Here is a 19,192-nt window from a genome sequence, read left to right as displayed (position 1 = left end):
TCTCCACAAGAGTAAAGAAGGGAAGGTACTTCCTCTACAAAGAGCTCAAGAGCCGAAACATACACGGCATCAAAGCCGGCCTTACCAAGTTCTTCAAGCTCAGCACCTTCCAAGTCGGCAGAGAGAACCTCTCCTACATAGTAGATTCCTTCGACGAGATCATTAAGAAGTACGAGTGATGGTCTTTCATTTCTTTTCTTTTTTCGATCATTCCCAAGAGTGCAAACGCTGTTCAAATCGCTCACAGAAGACCAAAACAGCTATAATATAAAACGGCCAAATAGATAAAGAGAAGTTGTGCGACTGTGGTTTAGTGGTATGACCTGAGCTTCCCAAGCTTAGAACCCGGGTTCGAATCCCGGCAGCCGCATCTTATTTAATAATAGTGATCTTGTTGTTGATCTTGTAATAACTAACAAAATTGTCACTTTAAAACTCTCAAAAAATCATCCAGCGAAACATTCGCCTGTTTGAGAATACTCTTAAGAGTTCCTTTTTTGACAGGATCATGTAAAGGGACTGTTACCGTATCACTTTCACGTTGCAAAAAAACATGGCTGCCTTTTTGCCTGACGACTACAAATCCAAGTTTTACCAGAGTCTTTATAACTTTCTGCCCGGAAATTATCGGTAATTCAGGCACTTGCAACATCCACCTTTGCAACTTCCCCAAGAATTCTGGCTTGCTCCTGAGTAACCTCAAGCACCAGTTCAATAGCTTCTTTGATGTTCTCAAGTGCTTCTTCTCTAGTGTCACCCTCACTGATAGCTGCTGGAAGTTCCAGACAACGTGCAGTAAATCCACCTTCCTCTGCTGCCTCAAGAGCTATTGTGTATTTCATAATTATTCATCGTTGTTTCTGGTATATTAAAGTTAATCCAAACAGCATCTCTTTGTGAAACCTGTAAACAGGAGTCTTGATATTATCTATTTCAAACCGATAACTCTTTTGAGGGAGGCTTCAAATTAGCTTTTCGCTTTAAGCTAAAAAGGCTAAATAGTCTATTCTTTATAAATTTTGAGTTTTCCCGGAGTTCGAATTCAACCCCTCGCACAGAATGTCGGGGATATAGGTAAGGATGAAAAATGCAACCTTCTTAAAATTTTGATAAACATTGAGTTCGAATCTTATCCCTCGCACAATCTTTCGGGGATATAGGTAACGTTGAAAAACCGAACTCTCAAAAGTTTAAGATTGGGCTTTTGAAAAATCTAAAAATAATCAACCTGTTACTTAAGATGTATTTTTCGGTATTCTAAAATACTTTTGTTTAACTTATTAGCTACTTGATTTGAGTAACGAAATTCTGAAACCGTCCAAATAACTAAAAAAATAGGGAGGACAGCAATAATTCCTAGTATAGTATTATTAAACAATCTTGAATAAATTGTCATATTATAAGCAACTAATACAAGAATTGTAGATACACCAATATTAACATTCCATTTGTACAAAAAGACGATTTCATCCAGAACATCATTCTTCAACAATAATTCGTAAAAGTTATTATCGGTGTCATTCACAATATCTTTTGAAGAATTGTGTGATTGATGGCAATAAACAGCTAACAATGCGATAATAGAAAATGAGATTCCAAGTACCCATACTCTTAGCTCAAAAACTTTAATAGGATTAGTAAACGGATTAAAGATAAATAAGTAAGCTAAGCTTACTATTATTCCTAAGTAGATACCTACATCTCTATAAAAATGTCTTTTGTACATCAGTATTTCTTTAATCATCTACCAATTCATCCTCTGAAAAGATATATTTGCCAAATAGCTTATGCACAAAAATAGCAAATCTAGCTTTTTCTGTTGTAGCTTTTTCATCAACTCTTTTTCTTATTGCTCGATCTTTTAACTTTATTTTTTCAAAATTGCCATCTGTATTTTGACCTAAAATAACACTATCACCATATCCTGAATCAGCGATAGAAATACCACTCATAATGTGACTCTCTAAATCTCTTGCTAATCCCGCATCTTTTTCGGATTTAAATTTTGCATATAGTACGTCTGTTTTTTCTTTGTCCAACAAAGCTTCTATTTTTTCAAACGTAGGTTTAGGACAGGGATTAGACTTTCTGATATTAATTAATTCAACTTCTACCAATCTAGAAAAAGAGTTTATCTTTTCAAAAATATCAAAATCATCTTTTTGATAGTGAATTTCAATATTAGAGAATAATTCTGGAGCGTTACGATGATATAATATTTTAAAATACTTTATGAAAGCATCATCATTTAGCTTAAAATTACTAGTAAACACAATTGATAAGTCACTGTAAATAACAAATTTGCTTATGGTAAACAGTTCATCAATAATCTCAGGATCATACGTCAAAGTGTCTTTATCAACCAAAACATCATGTTTTGAAGATAATTTTGATTTGTATAATTCTCCATATATAGCATCTGTGTCAGGTATTTTTAGTAGTTCTACGTTGTTAAAGTGATAGAGAAATGATGGGGATGAAACAGCTACATTCCCCTTTAAACCAGAATATATTATATCAAGAGGTTTATCTTTTCCAAAAAATTTGTGTGTAATCTTTCCTAAGTTTACTTGAATTGTCTTGCCCATTAAAATCATTTCAAAAAAGCAAGCATCATATTTAATTTTTACTAAACGTTTGTGCTTATTAGTTTTTAGTTAAGTGATTCAATCAAACACCTTACAGCAATAGTATTCAAATTCACATTCCCATTTTCCCTTATTCTCTTCTTAATCTCCTGAAAAGTGCTCCTCCCAACTCCAAGCCCCTCAGCTTCCTTCTGTGACATCTCAAGAATCATCCTCTTTATCCCTTCAACATCAACAAAGTCCTGAGCCTTCTTCACATCCAATTCCTGTTCATCAATATTGTTAGCTTCCTTCCCAATGTAAATAACACCATCAGCATGAACATGCTTCCTTTCAAGAACTCCAATCTCACCATCAAACTTATGCTCAAGATGTTCCACATATTGCATTATTGTCCGGCTTAATGGCTTGAAATAATGAGATCCTTCCTTGATATCTCCTGTTGCATAATCAATAAATGGTTCATAAACAGCCTTTTGAGGATCATTTGAATAAGGAGCTAAAGGCTTTACCGCCTTCCCATCTTCTTCAGCGACCTGAAATCCAACAAGATAAAAATTGAAAGGTTTAATCATATCTTTCCAATCTTTACCTTTGTTAATCGTATCAAATCTATGCAAAACATTTGCATTTGAAACAGTGAGCCTTGAGATAGCGTACAAACCTGAATATTTCTCTTCAATATCCAACTCTGAAATCAAACCATAATGCAGCATGAGAATATCTTCCCATATCTCAGCTTGCCAATCATCAACAGCTTTTGGAAATGGATTTGTTAAATGTCCAAGTCCATGCAATTTGAAAGATCTCTCTCCTTCCATGAACTTTATTTCTTCATTCTCATAAGTGTAAAGAGCATATCTTTTTGAAGAGATTCCATAAAACCACACATCAACCTTCTCAGCTTTCAACAGATCAATATCAAGGCTGTAAGGATTAAGAGGTTGGAAATAATCTATGATCTCTTGAGCATGTTCAGGAGGAACAAAGATTGAATCAGTATCCATGTATGCATGAACTGAACCCAGCTCCTTTACTTTAGCTTCAGCAATTGCCAAGAATAATTTAGATCCTGCTGTAATCATAACAGCAAGCAAAGGATGAAAATAGTTACCTGCCTTCTCAAACCTGTTCTCAGAAGTATTGAAATCATCCAACCCATAGACCTGAATATCACTTATCTTATCCTCTGGATTAAGCTCAATGAAGATCCCATAGCTCATAGCATTAACAAGTATCTTGATAGCCTGTGCCCTGCTCTTTAATTGTTGATATTCAAGTTTTTCTTTATCAATGGTCTTGAGTTGAATTTTAAGATTCTGCCTTTCTTCAACAAGTACCTGTACAAGATTATCTTTAGAAGGATCAATCTCAATTCCAAGTATCTTACTTTTTCTCAAACCTTTCTGAATACCTTTTGGGATATACCTGATAGCTTCAATGATCTTTGGAACTTTACCCGTTAATAGAACCGATGAAATAACATCAGGCAAAGCATACCATAATTCATTATCTGAACTTAGGTAATTAACCCCAACGTTATAACCTGTATTAGTACCCTTATAATCCATCCTTACAGGTAAAACATCGTTATCTAGCTGTAACTTAACCATTACAACAAAATCTTTCCAGTTAGCCTTATTTTGAAGGCATGTAAGGGTAAGATTTGATAACATCCCCTTGATCTCATCAGTAACATCCTTTGTTTCAAGCGATTCAGCTATCATGAACTTCCAGAGATCCATCTCCATTGTAACAGTTGGATACATGCTTGTAAAATCAAGAGTTGTTACTTTTACAGGCTCTTTCCTGATCTTACATTCACATCTTCCCCCATAGTAAGAAGTCATGATGTTTCCAATTGTTTCTGAAGGAAACTCAGGATTAAGATCTAAAAATGATTGAATACCCAATTGCCTTAAAGTATATTTTCCAATTGAAGCAGAACTGAATATCTTAGTTGGTGGGATGTTTATCTGATAAAGATCAAGCTCATCAATGAGTTTCTCATAGACTTGATAAGTGGTTTCAACATCTGCAATCAAATAATCAATGTATTTCTCTGTTACCTTTCCATGCTCAATTCCTTTCATCTTCTTGGATTTAGTATTGAGTTTTTGTCCTGCTTTATCTAAAGAGATCCTTTTTGATTGCAGGAGAACTTCAGCTAACTTTTGAGCATCAAGGAAATAGCCTGAAAAACGATCCTTTCCTTTGTTGATTTTGGTTGAAGTGAACTGGAAATTATAAGCATCTCCCATCTTCTTAACGACAATAGGAGGATTGAAACGGTTTTCTGAAAGGGTAAAGGTGAACCCTCCTTTGTTTCTCCCTCTTGAATCTCCAACTCTTTTTGAGATCCTGCTTATATCAAAAGGAAGATTGAAGCCAACACAAAGAGTTTTCAAACCAAAGACTTCAGGATAAAACACCTCATCAATAAACTCATTTAGGGTATAAAGCGGTATATCATGCTTTGAGGTATATACCTCACATACCTTATTTTCATTATCGTTAAGCATAGCGGCATCATAAAACATACCTTCATGCTGAATATACCCATCCTGTTTTATCTTGAAATATCCGGTCTTGAAATTCTGGTATTGATCTATTGTTGTTTCAGTATCGAAAACAAATACCCTCTCGTGCCTTAATGGATCATCTCTTGGTTTGAAAAAAGGATTACCTGAAGATTTCTTCATCTTCTGAGTATATCCTCTTACAGCAATCTTAGACATTTACGGGCATCTCCATTCCGACATTGATTAATCGCTGTCCAAGTTCTCTTAGCAAAGCTCCAATTGAAATAATGTTGAAGGCTGTTAGATTTTCTGAAGATGCCTTTTTAGATCTTGCTTTAGGATTGAGTTTGTTCTGTTCTGCTGTAATTTTAGCATGACAGTTCTTACATAGTGGTTTTACCCAATCTGAAGTATTTCTCCCATCAACATGATGCATCTCAATAACGTTTGCATCATCTTCTCCACATACTGCACATGCAATAGGTGGTTTCTTCCCCTTCTTGTTTCTTTTAATGTAATTCGCATATTCTTCTTTATCCATAGTATCCACTCCTCAGTTTCCGTATATCTCCAAGAATTCAGGCTCTTCCTGAGCATCCTGAATCTCATAAAGCTCTTCAAGATCTGTTACAAATGAATGCTCTTCGCCGCTTGCATCGGTGATCTTAACGCCGTCAAATCTCTTTAAACGGCTTACATCGCGGTCTTCCAACGTCCTTTGAACGGTGGCGAAGTATTCACCGATTAGCCTTCTATCTCTTGAATTCACCGTTATGATTGATATTTGACCTGCATTTCTGTCATAAATCAACATCTCAGCTTCAATTCTGTCAGTCGCCGTTACTCTCCATCTACCGTTTGATTTGTAGAGGTATTTTCCAAGATTCCTGTTTGCGTCTTGCCGATTAACTCCAGTTTTCTCAAGAGCTTTTGAGTATGGTACTCCTTTCCTCATGAGCCTGAGAATTTGAAGGGATAGTTTCCTATCCCTCTTTTGTTGTGATTTCAGGACATTCCAAGAAGCTGTACTCAGAGTATGATCTTTAAGCCTGGTATTCCTCAGTTCATTCAGACTTAGTGTAGGGAATCTCTCATGGAATCTGATGATCCTTCTTGCATACTCAGAGGTTCTCGGTTGAGCTTTAAGCCAATCTCCATAGTTCTTGTAATCCTTTGAGAATCGCCTGAGAGTCATTTTTCAGCCTCCCAGAGTTTCATTAGTGCTATTCTTACAACTTCTGCCTGAGAGCATCCGAACTTATCTGACAACTGTACTAGTTTCTCCTTGTGGTAAGGAGAAAGAGTCGCTAGGACTCTTGGTGTTGTATAGGTATTTGATTGCATTTTCATCATACAACTATATACACCACTAGCTATTTGTATCAAGTTTGAGTATAACTTTAACTATGAATTTAAACATAAATACTAATGAAAATAACCATAATATTTACAAAAATACTAATGAGTTTGAGTATAATATTATTAAGTATCTTCAGCAGAATCCCTTTGTTAGAAAGCGGGAACTCGTTGAATACTTGAGAACCGAGTATAATAAAAAAAGAGGTTATAGCGTAGAGAACATTAATCGCAAGTTAGCTGATATGGAGAAAAAGGGTATAATTATTATTTTGCGGTATAATGAGTTAGAAAGATTCGGTATAAAGGAAGATGATAAACGTTCCAGGTATGTTACCTTGAAAAGGACGGAAAAGATAGCGGAACATCTAGATTCCGTCATCAATAAAGTAACATCCGCTAACCCAATTCAGCAAAAGATGGCTTTAAAAGAGATAGAAAAGTATAGACAAAGGTATGTGTTAACCCCAAAGCAGTTAGATATACTTGTATCTCAACTTAATACCGAGGATATACCTTTAGTGGAGCATATTCTAAGAATTGTCTATACTTATGTTGACAAAAAGGGTATAGAACCATTTAACGAGTCGGAAATTATCCAGATGCTTAGACGATTGTTGAGCAAATATCCTGAACCTTTAACAAAGTATAAAAATCTTAGAACTCACATCATCTATTTACTCGGCCATTACAATGATATTTCTGTTATTGAAAGGCTGAAACGTGATGCTGAAACGTTAGATAATCTTCATAATATTATTGGCGATTACGAATCAGATTATACCGCCAATATAATAGAAGAAAATCGAGAAGACCTATACAATTTTGAAGAGAAATTAAGGCTTGAGGAGAGAGGTGAGCCTGCTCAATTCATCGCTGAAATTCGTGTTCGGGCTCTTATTCATCTTGGTCTGCATGACGACCGTTTCAAAAGCAATGTTAGGGATTGGTGATTCTTATGAAAATGCTACTTCTAAACGGTCATGGCATCAACATGCGTGTTGATGGTGCTAAACTCCATATCAAAGATGGAAGATTTTCAACAACGGAAGTGCCTAAAGAGTATGTATTCTCTCCTAAAAGGATGGATATTGATAGTATTGTTGTGTATGGTAGAAGTGGATCTTTAAGCCTTGAAGCTATCAGATGGTTGATTAAGCATAATGTACAGATTACTCTACTGGATTGGAATGGTAAACTTTTGACAACAATCCTTCCTTCTGAAAGTACCAATGTTAAAACAAAGTTTGCTCAATACCATGCTTATGAAGATAAGGATACAAGAGTAAAGCTTGCTAAGAAGTTCATTGAAGCTAAGTTCTCCAAATCTGAAGCTATTCTTGATTATCTTAAACAAAGGTATCCTGAGATTGAGTCTGATTTTACTGTCGATAAGGCTAAACTTGAGAAAGCCAAATCAATAAGGGAGATACTTGGTGTTGAAGGTGGAGTTGCTTGGAAGTACTGGAATGAGTATGCTAAAGCTATTCCTGAAGAATATGATTTCAGAGCAAGGACTGATAATTACAGAAGGGCAAACGGAGCAGGTGATAAAGTTAATGTTATGCTCAATTACGGTTATGCTTTGCTTGAATCAGAATGCTTGAGAGCCATTAATTCAGTCGGTCTTGATGCTCATGTAGGTTTCCTTCATGAGATGAATCCAAGTAAGAACAGTTTAGCCTATGACTTCCAAGAACCGTTCAGATTTATTGTTGATATTGCTGTAATGAATTTGATTGAAAAAGGAGTTATGGATAGTAAGGATTTTATCAGGACTGAGAGTTTTTCTTTGAGATTAAGACCTACAGGAGCAAGGAAGCTTACTGAAGAGTTTAATTCTGTGATGAATGGTAAAGTTGAGTATAGGAAGAAGAATAGTTCTTGGGGATCTGTTCTTTTAGTTAAAGCAAGAGAGTTAAGTCATCAGCTTGTAGGAAAGAGGAAAACGGTTGATTTTGTAAAGCCTGTTTATATAGCTGAAAGGGATGATTCTGATCTATTGAGGAAGAAGATCATTGATATGCCTTATGTTGAATGGACGAAAATGGGGTTCTCTAAAGGAACATTGCATTATATGAAACAGAATGCTATGGGTGATAAACCGTTTACTCTGAATACTCATGTGAAGGAGAGGTTGGATAAGTGGGAGAAACTTGTTTCAAATGCTTAATATTATAAGGAATAGCTGTCACTTTGTCACTTTTCTATGAAAATTCAGCGACAATTCCAGGAGATAAGTGTGACAAGTGAAAACCAATAATGTCAGAGATATTAATGCGACAAAAAAAGAAAAGTAAAATTAAGAATCTCTAGTCAGTTCCTTGAGTTTCTACAAACTCTCATCGATTTACCCTACTGAGATGTTAGTATGCACTTTTAGAAAATATCTAGATGCTGAGGGAGGAAGACTTGCACAAACAGTTCAATGCTCACATCTTTGCTGGTTCAATTTGTTACTCTTATCTGTATATTATTTAGCTTTTGGTTAATTTATGAGCAAGAAATATTATTATTCCTTTAGAAATTCTGAAATTAATGACTATTTGTATAAAAATCAACATCGATATATATTAGTAAACTGTTTTACAGTATAAATTTGCTTAATGAATAGTAGAATTCATATTATAGTGTGATATCATGCCAGCTCCTCAAGAAATAATAAAACTTGTAGAACGCTTTGATCAATACAATGCAAAATACACCTCGCAATCTTACAATGAAACACAAGTAAGAAGAGAATTTATAGATCCTTTCTTTAAGGCACTTGGGTGGGACGTAGACAATAGAAAAGGACGCGATGAGCGGTACAAGGAAGTTATCCATGAGGATGCTGTAAAGGTGGGTGGAAAAACAAAAGCACCTGATTACTCATTTCGGATTGGAGGAATGAGAAAGTTCTTTGTTGAGGCAAAGAAACCAGCAGTTAATCTAAAAGAAAATCCTGAACCAGCATATCAGCTTCGACGTTATGCTTGGAGTGCTAAGTTACCTATAAGTATCCTTACAGATTTTGAGGAATTAATCGTATTTGACTGCACAAAAAAGCCTTCTAAAACTGATAAGGCCTCATTAGGCCGAATAAAGTATTTTACTTACAAGGAGTATATCGAAAAATGGGATGAGATTGAGTCATTATTTTCAAAAGAATCAATTTTTACTGGAAAATTTGATGACCTTGCAGACAGTCTTGTGAAGAAAAAAGGTGGAAAGGGGACAGCGGGAATTGATAATGCCTTTCTGACAGAGATTGAGGAATGGCGTGAAATTCTTGCCAAAAACATTGCACTTCGAAATAAAGATTTGTCTGTTCGCGAATTGAATCTTGCAGTACAGAAAATAATTGATAGAATCGTGTTTTTGAGGATTTGCGAAGACAGAGGCATTGAGGAATACGAACAACTCAAAAAGAAAGCAGAAGGGAAAGACGTTTACAAGAACCTGATTGATCTCTTTGTTTATGCAGATGAGAAATATAATTCAGGACTCTTTCACTTCAAAAAAGAAGATGGGTCAGAAGAACTCGATATACTAACAACATCTCTTAATATTGATGATAAAATACTCAAACAGATAATAGGCCAGTTATATTATCCCGAATCTCCTTATGAGTTTTCTGTATTCTCATCTGATATCCTTGGTCAGGTTTATGAACAATTCTTAGGAAAAGTTATCAGACTCACAGCTTCACATCAGGCAAGGATAGAAGAAAAACCTGAAGTTAAAAAAGCAGGTGGTGTCTTTTATACACCAACATATATCGTTGATTACATTGCAAAGAACACAGTTGGAAAACTTGTAGAGAACAAAAATCCTAAAGAAGTAGCGAAGCTAAAAATCCTTGATCCAGCCTGTGGTTCAGGTTCATTTTTGATTGGTGCTTACCAGTATCTTCTTGATTGGCACTTAAACTGGTATATGGATAATCTTGTGCCGCTTATGAAGGACGGTATAGAAGCAACTGATAAGGAAGTCCAAAAACTCTTGCCTGTAAAACCAGTTTCAAGGAAAAAGGGAAGGGGAAGGGGGAAAAAGAGGGCAGCAGGAAGCGATTATCATTTCCCAATTTATCAAATGAGTAAGGATGACTGGAGACTTACATCTGATGAAAAAAAGAGAATTCTGATAAACAACATATATGGCGTAGATATAGATGAACAGGCAGTTGAAGTTACTAAACTATCTCTCCTCTTGAAAGTCCTTGAAGGTGAAAAAGGTGAAAGAATCTCAAAGCAACTTACAATCACTCAAGAAAGAGTACTTCCCTCACTGCATCATAATATCAAATGTGGAAACTCTTTAATTGGGCCTGAAATCTATTCTAGTGTTCAAGTAACGCTTAACGGTGATGAGGATTTTTATAGGATTAATGCTTTTGACTGGAAAAGCGAATTTTCAGTTATTTTTGAGAGTGGAGGTTTTGATGCAGTTATAGGAAATCCACCATACATCAGAATTCAAGCAATGAAAGAATGGGCTCCTCTTGAAGTTGAATTTTACAAAAAATTATATGAATCTGCAAGTAAAGGCAACTATGACATCTATGTCGTCTTTGTAGAAAAAGGACTTTCACTTCTAAATAAAGATGGGGTTTTGGGGTACATCCTCCCTCATAAATTTTTTAATGCTAAATATGGAGAAACAATAAGGGAAATTATTTCAGAAGGGGAGAATCTAACTCAAGTTGTTCACTTTGGACATGAGCAAGTTTTTAAAAATGCGACCACTTATACATGTCTTCTTTTTCTTGATAAAGAAAAACAAAGAACTTTTATTTTTAAAAAGGTAAACTCTTTGGATTTATGGAAGAAATCTAAAAATTGTACTTCAGGTGAAATTTCACATAAAGAAGTTACAAGTAAAGAATGGAATTTTGTTGTTGGAAAAGGCTCGGATTTATATCGAAAATTAACTAAATTGCCTATAAAATTACAAGATATTACAGAAAAAATATATCAAGGATTAGTCACGGGTGCAGATCCTGTTTTTATATTAGAAAAAACAGCCGATAACCAATTTTGTTCTGCTGCCACAGGTAAAAATCATAGAATTGAGCCGACCCTTATGCATCAATTATGCAAAGGATCAGTTGATATAAAGCGATATTATACGAAGGTCATCTCTAAATATATACTATTCCCATATAAAATGGAAGATGGAAAAGCAACATTAATTGGAAAAGATGAATTCAAAAATAATTATCCATTGGCTTGGAAATACTTAAAGAATAATCAACCAGTTTTGGAATCCAGAGAAAAAGGTAAGTGGAAACATGAAAAGTGGTATGCTTTTGGGAGATCACAGAATTTGAATGAGATGGAAAAAATCAAAATAATCACCCCAAGCATAGCCCAATTCACATCGTTTGTTCTAGATGCAAAGGACTATAAGTATTTTGTAGGAAGTGGTGGAGGGGGAGGCGGCGGGTATGGTCTTCTTCTAAAAGATTCAACCTTTGAATCGTATCATTTCATACTTGGTATTTTGAATTCAAAATTAGTAGATTGGTATGTTAAATTAGTGAGCACTCCCTTTAGAGGAGGATACTACGCTTATAATCGCCAATATATTGAAAACATTCCCATTGTAAAAATAGACACCTCAAACTCTGAAGTCATGAATTGCTATAATCGAACAGTATATCTAGTTGGGCAAATGCTTGAACTCCACAAAAAACTCAACAGTTCGAAACTCAGTTCAGACAAAGAGATGATTAAACGACGTATTGATGCAACAGATGCAGAAATTAATGGTCTCGTGTATGAACTCTATGGACTAACAGAAGATGAGATTAAAATTGTTGAAGAGAGCTTTGCTTAAAGGCATAGTCTCTTTTTCAACCTTCGCATCACTGCCCTGCACTATGCATAGCGAGTGATTCTGGAGGCATGGGCTTTTTCCCTAATTTTAGGTTGGTTATGATGTAATTAAATCAAAAAGTAAGATTCGGACTTAAAAAATAACCAAAAATTTGAAAAAAGATATTTTTTTAGAATAAATTTGGGGAGTTCGGTTTTTTTGACTTACCTATATCCCCGCACAATCTTTCGGGGATATAGGTAAGTCTATTTTTTTGTACGCAATTTTGTAGAAAAGTCGCACAACCAAAATCTAAACATTTAAAGGAATAAAATCTGCATTTTTTGAATGGAATGACTTTTTTGCTAGCACATTATTTAATTATGGTTTCTTGTTAGAATATATGATAAGCGATACTTTTAAGTGTTTTATTTGTAATTGTGATGCAAATGATTCAAAATATATTAGAAGTTGCTTTAAATAATAATTATAATTTATCCGATATTGCAAACTTAATTTCTAATTTAACTAGCAATTTATCAGATATTCTTCTAAATACTAGCAATAAAACTTTAATTGTGTCTCAAGTTGACCCTAATTGGTTTTATAGTGCTTCAGCACAAAGCGCTGCAACAATAGTTGGTTTAATGGGAGCTTTTACTACAACTAAACTTATTAATTACAAGTCTTTTGTCAATCAATTACAAAAAGAAATAGCTGAATACAAAATTAAAATAGATCATCTTAAAAAAGAAATCGAGACTAAAAATACGTATATTCGTGAATATAATTATAAAATGGAAATAAAGTTAGTAAATAAATTTCTGGGCTTTATTGCCTTTGAAATAAATCCTGATAAACCATATAGTTTGGATGAACTATATGCTATGACTCAAAACAACCTTGACTATCTACAATTTGAAAACATTGACAAAACGATACTTGCTGAAAAATATAATGAGGAATATTTATCTGATGTTCGGAATCTGCACGAATTTCCTGATACCGCTGAACCTCTCGTTAAAAAAAATGAAGGTAACAAGTATGAGTTGAAAAAACATCAAACTAATTTAGAAGTTGTTGTAGAGAAGAAAGCTGAACGTTCATATTATAAATCCCTTTTGATAAATAAACAGCATATGTTAGCATCAAAAAAGGAAGTAATGGGCTTAAGGGATAATCTTGGTAGTCTATTTATATTCTCTTTAACAGGAATATTTTTGCCGTTGTTCATGATGTTATGTAGTAATGAAACTATGACACAATACAGAAATATAACATACATCTTCATTTTTGGTGGATGGATACTAATTATAGGGCAGTTATACTCTAGTGTTATAGGCTTATTTAAAGACAATAATTAATAAAAATATGCCACCATCAGATGATTAATTTAATCTTTTTTACATTACTTGACTTAAAATTCAATTTCCCATTTTTGCTTTTTTCTTCAAATAAGCCAATGCACTTCTATGCTCAATACCAATCTCTCTAGCTCTCTCAGGAGAAAGCTTCAAAATAAAATCATAAACTAATTTCTCATTAATAAACTCCTGAGCCTTCTTCACATCCAATTCCTGCTCATCAATATTGTTAGCTCCCTTCCCAATGTAAACAACACCATCAGCATGAACATATCACTAAACCATTTTGCCCACCCTTATATATTAGGCAACATCCGTTCGATTAGTATGAGAGGTTCTTTCTAAAGTTCTGATGATGGCATTAGACATAAATAGATAATTTTTAGATATTAGGAAAATGTAAATACGAAGTAATATTTATAAATGTAAATCAATCAGATTTCCACCCACTATTGTTGCAATTAATATTTGGTGTATAGATATGAGTGACGAAAAAGTGAATTTTAAACTCTCAACTAATATCGAGAAGTATTTGACTATACTCTCTAAAGTATATGCACATAAAAATCAAGACCTACTACATACAATAATAATAAACTCACAAATAGAAGTCGATGAAGGGTCGAGTTATGATAACTTGGATGGTGGCATTTACGGTCACAGACTTCATATGTTTTTGCCAGAATCTCTGTATCTTGATTCTATTGAAAATAAAGAAGGACTACAAAATCAAATCGTAAAAGACATAAATCAGCATCATAGTGTTAAAAATGAATTTATAGAAGAAGTTCATTTTGAAATGGAAGTTTTATCTGATCACGATTGGAGAACAGATTCAGGTGTATTATTAAGCAGACCTCAAAGTGTTTCACAAAAAGATGAAAGTCGCATATGGGGTGAAGAAAAAAGATATAAAGTATTTCTTAGCCACAAAAGTGAAGACAAAATAAAAGCTGCAAAACTAAAAGATGAATTAGAGATTTTTGGAATCTCGGCTTTTGTAGCACATGAAGATATTCACCCCATACATATATGGCAAGATGAAATAGAAAATGCACTTTTTTCAATGGACACACTTGTAGCTTTAATGACAAAAGGATTTCATGATAGTGACTGGACAGATCAAGAAATTGGCGTTGCTTTTGGTCTCAAAATCCCAATTATTCCATTGAGATTTGGAAAAGATCCCTATGGATTTATCGGTAAATTTCAAGGTCTCACTTGTGACTGGAGCTGTGCTGCTAAAGAAATTGTGCAGATATTGTTCAAAAACAATCAAATGTTAGATGCATATATCAATGCAGTGAAAAATTGTCCCAACTATGACAACGCTAGTAAGCTTTCAACAATGCTACCAATCATTGATCATCTTTCAGACCAGCAAGTTATTAATTTAATATCTGCTTTTAATGAAAATACTCAAATAAATGATAGTTATCGATTCAAAAATTTGGTTTCCCACTTAAATCGAATTATGGATAAAAGATATGAATATACAGATTCGAAACAGATTCGAGAAATTTAATTGATTATATTCATCTATATATACGATTACCCCTTCATTCGATTGATATGGTTGTAGAAAGGTTCAAATTTTATCAAATACAATTGTCATTTTTAAGGTCAAAGAACAAATGAATACCATTTTTCTTCAATGATCGGCGATTATTAAGATATCTTAATATATCCTTGGAGCTGCTTGCAATTGGGATGCTTCCACCCACTACACCAAATAGCGAAGATAATGGCATTCCCCCTGTAACAACTGCAGTTGTTGTACCTGCAACAACACTAGCCACGGATTTTATAGCAATTGAGTCTCTAAGCTCTTTTCGGATGTCATCCCATTCATGTTCATGCATAGTGATTTCATCCATTATATCAATAGATATATCATTTATTTTATGTTTAAAATCAGAATCATTTGGACTCGCTTCTATATCTTTAAACTTTTTTTTCAAATATTGTCTTAACTCAGCTAGATATCCTTTGTCACGAAGTTCTTTTGCAAAATCAAATGGCACATCATTCAAAAAATTAAGGCTTAATGAATTCATAGCAGCTATATTGATAATGTCACTACCTAACTTTGCTTCATCTTCTTCAATAATATTTATGAGATTTTCCCATATTATTGAGTTATTCGTAGAAGGAATAGCTTTGTAAGATCCACTGGAAACCAACATGTCATGTGCATGGGCCTTTTTTGCATCATCAATGGATAATGTATTTGTAGTAATATACTTTGAAAAAACGTTTAATTTCTCTTTGATCCATACTGTAATTTAGTGCACCATTTAGACGATTTGGCACAACTACAACAATTCCTTCATTTATCCAATCAGTTAACTCAGAAATTACGGATAAAAAACCAAGAACAGTTTCTTGAGTGTATTGATAATGTTCAGCTGTAAGTCCTATCCCCATTAGGACAGTCATGTCTGGGATTATTATTCTATCTGCAAATAAAGATGACCTTTCAATGATATTTTGCAAGTCGTTTGAGGTTTGACAAATGTGATATGTTCTAAGTTCATTGTTTTCTGTTCCTAGTTTATCAACCAAATTTTGATATTCAGAAAGCCAAAAGCTTTTAAGTTCTTCAAATACCCCTGTATCACAGAACCACTTTCCACTTTGAGTGTAGATATTATCATTTACAATTTCAGTGTATTCTTCCATTATTTTTTTCATAGAATGAAAAAGTTAATTAACTAATTTATACTCTTGCATCAAATCAGGTAACTTTGTATTTTATCATTTCTAAGCTTTCTCTCACATGAGCATTCAAACTAAACGGAGAATTACCCATAGCATTTTTCTTCATATAGTGTAAAGAACCCTTAGAGAAGCCCATATTCTTCCATTAAACATAAAGCATATCAACAAAATCTTCCCTCGATCATTAATTTGAGTGATTTTTATTACAATATTAAAAATGATTTAGGATGAAAGACCCTCTACCAATCTTTCCACAGCATCCGTATTCAAATTTATATAATTCTTCTCTCGAATCCTATCCTTTATCCTCTTGAAAGTGCCTCTGTCTACTCCCCATTCTTCAACTTGTGATTGAGACAATTCTAGTATATTTCTCATTATGCTCTGCTTGTCAATGAACACCTGTGAACACTTAACATCCAATGCCTGTTCATCAATATTATTGGCCTCCTTGCCGATATAAACCACAGAATCAGCATGAACATCCCCCGAAATCGCAATCATACACACGGTTCCCAGCACCAGTATAAGTGCTGCAAGAACAAAGATAAATCCAAAATATAAAAATCTCTACTGCCTAAACAACAAATATTATATAATTATTAAATCAATTTTACTGTATGGGGGAAATCACAACTAAGGAATTAGCTGAGAGCTTGCATAAGTATAAGGTTATTGATATAAGGCCTATTGATGCTTATAATGGTTGGAAAGAAGGTGGGGAGGCAAAAGGTGGGCACATAAAGGGTGCAAAGACACTGCCGTATAAATGGTTACACTATATTGACTGGATAGAGATAGTCAGGAATAAAGGGATCCTGCCGGAAGATCCTCTGGTCATTTATGGGTATGACGTGAATAGAACAGAAGAAGTGGCAAGGCAATTTGGAAAGGCCGGCTACCCTGATGTAACTGTTTACAACTCTTTTCTTGAATGGGCGGAAAAGGATCTGCCCATGGAACATCTTGAAAGGTATAGTCAACTGGTCTCGGCGGATTGGCTTGATCAATTGATCACTACAAATAGCGCTCCGGAATATGAAAATGATAAGTTCGTGTTATGTCATTCTCACTACAGAAACCCTGCAGATTATGAGAAAGGGCATATCCCGGGAGCAATATCCATTGACACGACCTCCCTTGAATATGAGGATAACTGGAATCGCCGCTCGCCTGAAGAACTAAAGGAAGTCTTCGAAGATGCAGGCATAACACATGACACAACGGTCATTCTTTATGGAAGGTTCTCCTCACCAAATAATGATGATCCGTTCCCAGGAAGCAGCGCAGGCCATCTGGGTGCAATGAGGTGCGCATTCATCATGCTCTATGCCGGCGTAAAGGATGTTCGCATACTCAATGGTGGTATTCAGTCCTGGCTTGATTCAGGCTATGACATCACCAAGGACCCTGCTGAAAATAATAGAGTATCTTTTGGAATCGACATTCCTCAAAGACCGGAAATTGTTGTTGATCTTGAAGAAGCAAAAGAGATCCTTGCATCTCCTGACAAGAACCTGGTGTGCATCAGAAGCTGGAGAGAATACATTGGGGAAATAAGTGGTTATCATTATATCGAGGAGAAGGGAAGGATACCGGGAGCAGTATTCGGAGATTGCGGAACAGATGCCTACCACATGGAGAACTACAGGAACCTGGACCACACCATGAGCGAAGCTCAGGAAGTTGCAGAGATCTGGGAGAAGATCGGAATAGTTCCCGAAAAGCGCAACGCCTTCTACTGCGGAACAGGCTGGAGGGGCAGTGAGGCCTTCTTCAACGCCTGGCTCATGGGCTGGGATGAAGCAGCAGTCTATGATGGGGGATGGCTTGAATGGAGCAATAACAAGCTTCCTTCTGAAAGGGGCGTGCCCGAACAATGATCATAGAAGATTTCATGCCAGAAATTGGAGAAAGCTCAATTCGGGAAGAACTGCTGGCATGCCTGAGATCGGATCCTAAGACCCTCCCTTGCATGTACTTCTACGACAGTCATGGCTCAGAATTGTTCGAGGAGATAACTAGGTTAGAAGAGTATTATCCCCCAAAGATCGAGATCCCATTGCTTAGGTCAACTGCCCTAAAGTTGAAACAGGATATCGAGGACAACGATCTTGTAGAGCTTGGAAGCGGGGACTGTTCAAAGATCTCAATATTCCTCGATGAAGTGCCAAAAGAGGTCCGCCAGACAATAGTCTATTATCCGGTTGACGTCTGCAGAGATTCCATAGAGAGATCTGCTTGTAATCTTCAGAATAGATATCCCGAAATGAAGGTCCATGGGATCACCGCTGACTTCCTTGAGCATATTGAAAAGATGCCGGGAAAAAGGAAAAGGCTCTTCTGTTTCTTCGGAAGCACAATAGGTAATCTCACTGAAGCAAGATCAATTGAATTCATGACCGATCTTGGAAAGGTCATGAACAAGAACGACAGGCTTCTCCTTGGAATGGATATGGTAAAAGATATTGATATCATCGAGAAAGCCTACAATGACAGCCAGGGGATCACTGCAGAATTCAATAAGAACATATTGAAGGTCGCAAATGATCATCTTAAGACAAATTTCGATCCGGAGGAATTTGAGCACGTTGCATTCTTCAATAGGAAAGATTCCCGGATCGAGATGCACCTGAAAGCAAAAAAGGATCTGGAAGTAACAAGCACCATATTGAATGAGAAAATAATCTTCAAAAAGGGCGAGACGATACACACAGAGAACTCCCATAAATATACTGTTGATGGCATCAAAAAAATGGCAGGAGCCGCAGGACTTTCTGTAGAGAATATCTTTAACGATGATAAAAAATGGTTCTCTCTTGTTGAGATGGTGAAAAGATGA

Annotated in this window: 18 protein-coding genes, 1 tRNA gene and 1 pseudogene; 9 read left to right on the top strand and 11 right to left on the bottom strand. The window is 35.3% G+C overall.

Annotation, left to right across the window (positions count from 1 at the left end):
• Positions 1 to 179: pseudogene (locus KDK67_RS11015) on the top strand (O-phospho-L-seryl-tRNA:Cys-tRNA synthase); the annotation flags it as partial.
• Between the two features lie 120 nt (positions 180 to 299).
• A tRNA-Gly gene (locus tag KDK67_RS11010) sits at positions 300 to 370 on the top strand.
• Positions 371 to 424: 54 nt separating this feature from the next.
• Here the strand turns inward: KDK67_RS11010 and KDK67_RS11005 are convergent.
• The 7 genes from KDK67_RS11005 to KDK67_RS10975 form a co-directional block, all read right to left on the bottom strand.
• The gene (locus KDK67_RS11005) at positions 425 to 643 is read right to left on the bottom strand and encodes a type II toxin-antitoxin system HicA family toxin (RefSeq protein ID WP_250868852.1); all 219 of its coding nucleotides are present in this window, start codon (positions 641 to 643) and stop codon (positions 425 to 427) included.
• Positions 636 to 842 carry a type II toxin-antitoxin system HicB family antitoxin gene (locus KDK67_RS11000; RefSeq protein ID WP_250868851.1) on the bottom strand — a complete coding sequence of 69 codons (207 nt, stop codon included), beginning with the start codon at positions 840 to 842 and terminating at the stop codon, positions 636 to 638. Before KDK67_RS11000 ends, KDK67_RS11005 begins: the two co-directional genes overlap by 8 nt.
• A 389-nt stretch (positions 843 to 1,231) precedes the next feature.
• The gene (locus KDK67_RS10995; protein WP_250868850.1) at positions 1,232 to 1,744 is read right to left on the bottom strand and encodes a hypothetical protein; all 513 of its coding nucleotides are present in this window, start codon (positions 1,742 to 1,744) and stop codon (positions 1,232 to 1,234) included.
• Entirely contained in the window at positions 1,737 to 2,588 is an 852-nt protein-coding gene (locus tag KDK67_RS10990) for a hypothetical protein (RefSeq protein ID WP_250868849.1), read from the bottom strand. Before KDK67_RS10990 ends, KDK67_RS10995 begins: the two co-directional genes overlap by 8 nt.
• A 65-nt stretch (positions 2,589 to 2,653) precedes the next feature.
• Positions 2,654 to 5,326, bottom strand: coding sequence for a DNA polymerase (locus KDK67_RS10985; RefSeq protein WP_250868848.1), 2,673 nt, complete (start codon positions 5,324 to 5,326; stop codon positions 2,654 to 2,656).
• Positions 5,319 to 5,651, bottom strand: a complete 333-nt coding sequence (locus KDK67_RS10980; protein ID WP_250868847.1) for an HNH endonuclease signature motif containing protein — start codon at positions 5,649 to 5,651, stop codon at positions 5,319 to 5,321. Before KDK67_RS10980 ends, KDK67_RS10985 begins: the two co-directional genes overlap by 8 nt.
• Before the next feature lie 12 nt (positions 5,652 to 5,663).
• On the bottom strand, positions 5,664 to 6,305 hold the full coding sequence (locus KDK67_RS10975) for a hypothetical protein (RefSeq protein ID WP_250868846.1): 642 nt from the start codon (positions 6,303 to 6,305) through the stop codon (positions 5,664 to 5,666).
• A 193-nt stretch (positions 6,306 to 6,498) separates the two neighbouring features.
• On the opposite strand from KDK67_RS10975, the gene KDK67_RS10970 reads away from it, so the two are divergent.
• The 4 genes from KDK67_RS10970 to KDK67_RS10955 all read left to right on the top strand — a co-directional run bounded on the left by KDK67_RS10970 (position 6,499) and on the right by KDK67_RS10955 (position 13,629).
• Positions 6,499 to 7,419: a hypothetical protein gene (locus tag KDK67_RS10970; protein WP_250868845.1), complete on the top strand. Its 921-nt coding sequence runs from the start codon at positions 6,499 to 6,501 to the stop codon at positions 7,417 to 7,419.
• 5 nt (positions 7,420 to 7,424) lie between these two features.
• Positions 7,425 to 8,639 (top strand): CRISPR-associated endonuclease Cas1, encoded by a 1,215-nt coding sequence (gene cas1, locus KDK67_RS10965; protein ID WP_250868844.1) that lies wholly within the window; start codon positions 7,425 to 7,427, stop codon positions 8,637 to 8,639.
• Between the two features lie 467 nt (positions 8,640 to 9,106).
• On the top strand, positions 9,107 to 12,286 hold the full coding sequence (locus tag KDK67_RS10960) for an Eco57I restriction-modification methylase domain-containing protein (RefSeq protein ID WP_250868843.1): 3,180 nt from the start codon (positions 9,107 to 9,109) through the stop codon (positions 12,284 to 12,286).
• A 428-nt stretch (positions 12,287 to 12,714) separates the two neighbouring features.
• Entirely contained in the window at positions 12,715 to 13,629 is a 915-nt protein-coding gene (locus tag KDK67_RS10955) for a hypothetical protein (RefSeq protein WP_250868842.1), read from the top strand.
• A 60-nt stretch (positions 13,630 to 13,689) separates the two neighbouring features.
• Here the strand turns inward: KDK67_RS10955 and KDK67_RS10950 are convergent, their stop codons facing one another.
• Positions 13,690 to 13,839: a hypothetical protein gene (locus KDK67_RS10950; protein ID WP_250868841.1), complete on the bottom strand. Its 150-nt coding sequence runs from the start codon at positions 13,837 to 13,839 to the stop codon at positions 13,690 to 13,692.
• Between the two features lie 271 nt (positions 13,840 to 14,110).
• Here KDK67_RS10950 and KDK67_RS10945 point away from each other — a divergent pair, with 271 nt between their 5' ends.
• Positions 14,111 to 15,154, top strand: a complete 1,044-nt coding sequence (locus KDK67_RS10945) for a toll/interleukin-1 receptor domain-containing protein (protein ID WP_250868840.1) — start codon at positions 14,111 to 14,113, stop codon at positions 15,152 to 15,154.
• A 73-nt stretch (positions 15,155 to 15,227) separates the two neighbouring features.
• On the opposite strand, the gene KDK67_RS10940 is transcribed toward KDK67_RS10945, so the two are convergent.
• The 3 genes from KDK67_RS10940 to KDK67_RS10930 form a co-directional block, all read right to left on the bottom strand.
• On the bottom strand, positions 15,228 to 15,815 hold the full coding sequence (locus KDK67_RS10940; RefSeq protein WP_250868839.1) for a hypothetical protein: 588 nt from the start codon (positions 15,813 to 15,815) through the stop codon (positions 15,228 to 15,230).
• 28 nt (positions 15,816 to 15,843) lie between these two features.
• Positions 15,844 to 16,323, bottom strand: coding sequence for a hypothetical protein (locus KDK67_RS10935; RefSeq protein ID WP_250868838.1), 480 nt, complete (start codon positions 16,321 to 16,323; stop codon positions 15,844 to 15,846).
• Positions 16,324 to 16,572: 249 nt separating this feature from the next.
• A complete protein-coding gene (locus KDK67_RS10930; protein ID WP_250868837.1) occupies positions 16,573 to 16,854 on the bottom strand; it encodes a hypothetical protein in 282 nt (93 codons plus the stop codon).
• 116 nt (positions 16,855 to 16,970) lie between these two features.
• Here KDK67_RS10930 and KDK67_RS10925 point away from each other — a divergent pair, with 116 nt between their 5' ends.
• Both KDK67_RS10925 and egtD read left to right on the top strand, forming a co-directional pair.
• Positions 16,971 to 18,233 (top strand): sulfurtransferase, encoded by a 1,263-nt coding sequence (locus tag KDK67_RS10925; protein ID WP_250868836.1) that lies wholly within the window; start codon positions 16,971 to 16,973, stop codon positions 18,231 to 18,233.
• Positions 18,230 to 19,192: an L-histidine N(alpha)-methyltransferase gene (gene egtD / locus KDK67_RS10920; RefSeq protein WP_250868835.1), complete on the top strand. Its 963-nt coding sequence runs from the start codon at positions 18,230 to 18,232 to the stop codon at positions 19,190 to 19,192. Before KDK67_RS10925 ends, egtD begins: the two co-directional genes overlap by 4 nt.

It is taken from the genome of Methanococcoides seepicolus, assembly GCF_023684405.1.
Classification (GTDB): domain Archaea; phylum Halobacteriota; class Methanosarcinia; order Methanosarcinales; family Methanosarcinaceae; genus Methanococcoides; species Methanococcoides seepicolus.
This window is presented reverse-complemented; position numbering and strand designations above follow the sequence as displayed.